Origin of the sequence: Halorubrum sp. SD683 (assembly GCF_002135045.1) — an archaeon.
GTDB lineage: Archaea > Halobacteriota > Halobacteria > Halobacteriales > Haloferacaceae > Halorubrum > Halorubrum ezzemoulense.
Genome location: NZ_NEWJ01000125.1, coordinates 1236 through 3623, shown reverse-complemented (window position 1 = coordinate 3623; position 2388 = coordinate 1236). Strand labels below are relative to the sequence as shown.

At 71.6% G+C, this 2388-nt stretch carries 2 protein-coding genes; both read left to right on the top strand.

Annotated elements, in window-relative coordinates; genetic code table 11:
• Positions 1 to 943, top strand: a 943-nt coding sequence (locus tag B9G49_RS15810) for a S26 family signal peptidase (protein ID WP_086217009.1), incomplete at its 5' end; no start/stop codon positions are given.
• A gap of 3 nt (positions 944 to 946) precedes the next feature.
• On the top strand, positions 947 to 2230 hold the full coding sequence (locus tag B9G49_RS15805) for a DUF5305 domain-containing protein (RefSeq protein WP_049932335.1): 1284 nt from the start codon (positions 947 to 949) through the stop codon (positions 2228 to 2230).
• Positions 2231 to 2388 lie beyond the last annotated feature (158 nt).

Sequence of the window (2388 nt, the reverse complement as noted above, 5' to 3'; positions counted from 1 at the left end):
GGAGATCCAGGGCGGCGGGCTGACGACCCACCGGGTCGTCGAGGAGGCCGAGCGGGGCTATATCACTCGGGGAGACAACAACCCGTTCACCGATCAGGACGGCGGCGAGCCGGTCGTTCAGGACGCGGACGTGGTAGCGAAGGCGCTCCAGATCGGCGGCAGCGTCGTCGTGATCCCGCACCTCGGGACCGTCGCTATGGGGTTCCAGTCCGCGTTACAGTCCGTCCAGACGTGGCTCGCGGTGACGTTCGGCGTCCGTTCGTTCCAGGGAACGCAGGGGCTCGCGTACATCATCTTTGGGCTGTCGCTCGTCGCCTACGCGGTCGACTGGTATCTCAACGCCGGCTCGCGCGACCGCGACTCGCGCGACCGGTCGCGCGACGACGGCACCTCCGTGCTGGCGATCCTCGGCGCGCTGGCGCTGGTGCTGATGGCCACCGCGACGGCGGCGATGGTCCTCCCGGCCGGCACGCAGGAGTACGGCGTCGTGAGCGCCGAGTTCGAGTCCGAGAACCCAACCGTCATCGAGCGCGGCACGAGCCAAGAGATCGAGTACGTCGTCCCCAACGCGGGGCTCGTCCCCGTGTACGCGTACGTCACGCCGGCGAGCCCGGGCGTCGACGTCGAGCCGGAGCGGCTCTCGGTCGCCAGTCGCGGCGAGGCCTCGACGACGGTGACGCTGTCCGCGCCCGACGAGACGGGATACTATCGGCTGTTCGTCGTCGAACACCGCTACCTCGCCGTGCTGCCGCCCGGCATCGTCGACGAGCTGTACGGCGTCCACCCCTGGGCGCCGCTCGTCGTAATAAACGGGCTGCTCGGCGGCGGTATCGTCGGCGTCGGCCTCCTGCTCTTACGCGGCGAGCCCGCGCGGATCCGGTCTCGCGACTCCCGCGAGCGCCCCCCGCTCTACAAGCGACTCCTCCGCGAGCTCTACAGGTAACACATGTCTTCAGAACCAAACGAACGTCGACTCAGACTCCGCGCCGTGCTGAACGCACAGTCCGCCGCGATCCTCGCGGTCTGCCTCCTCCTCGCCGCGGCCGGCGCGGGGCTCGTGTACACGACGCACGTCGACCCCGGCACGGAGACGGAGCGCCGGACGGTCTCCTCGCTGACCGTCGAAAGCGAGTACCGCCACAGCGCGACCGTGACGGAGCCGAACACCGTCTTCGAGACCGGCGCGGTGCTGGACGGCCGCGACACGTACTTCACGCGGATCGCGCCCGAGCTCGACGTGAACGTGACGACGAGCTACGCGGCGTCGACCGCGGAGAACGTCACCGTCCAGCTCGACTCCGCGCTCGTCATCCGCAACGTCGGCGATGAGGGGACCGTCTACTGGCGCGAGACGGAACCGATCGCGTCGGAGACGGCCGCCAACGTCGCGCCCGGCGAGACGGTGGACGCCTCCTTCGAACTCAACAGCACCGCGATCGACGGGCGCGTGGCGTCGATCGAAGAGCAGCTCGGCGCCTCGCCGGGGGAGACGGAGACGTTCGTCACGACCGAGGTGGCCGTCGACGGGTCGATCGGCGGGGTTCCGACCGCGTCGACGCAGACGCTCGACATGACGGTCACGCACGGGGGCGACACCTACTCCGTCTCCGAGCCCGGCGTCCGGTCCGACACAACCGAGCGGACCGAGTCGGTGAGCGTCGAGCGGGAGTACGGCGTGCTCCGGTCGCTCGGGGGTCCCCTCCTCCTGCTCGCGGGGCTCGTCGGCGCCGGCGGCACCGCGTACGCGACGCGGGAGTTCGACCTCGCGCTCACGCCCGCGGAGCGCGCGTACCTCTCGTACCGCGACGACCGCTCCGAGTTCGCGGAGTGGATCACGACGTTCCGCCTCCCCGCGTCGGTCCACGAGCGTCCGACCGCCGAGGCGGGGTCGCTCCGCGACCTCGTCGACTTCGCGATCGACAACGACACCGGCGTCGTGGAGGACCCCGAGACCGGCGCGTTCCACGCCGTCGCCGGGGAGTTCGTCTATACCTATCGCCCGCCCGAGCCGACGGTCGAGGACGGTGACACTGCCGACGAGGACACGGTCGGCGGTGAGGGAGCGATCGGCGATGAGGAGACGGTCGACGACGCGGGAGCGGTCGGCGCCGCCGACTCGATGACGGCCATGACCGAGGGAGCGGACTCGACCGCGGCCGGCGCGGCGCCCGCCGAGGACGGCGACTCGCCGGGCGACGCGGCCGACTCGGAAGACCCGGCCGACGACTGAGCCTGACGTCCCCCGAACACCCCCGCCCCACCGCGATCCCCCCCCCCCGACCCCCCGCCGTCGCGCTCCCCGCCCCCCCCGCCCCCCGCGCTCCCCGTCGGGCCCGGTTCCCCTCCCGGCTCCCCCCTCGCCTGCGAGTCGACCGAAAGTCACCAGTC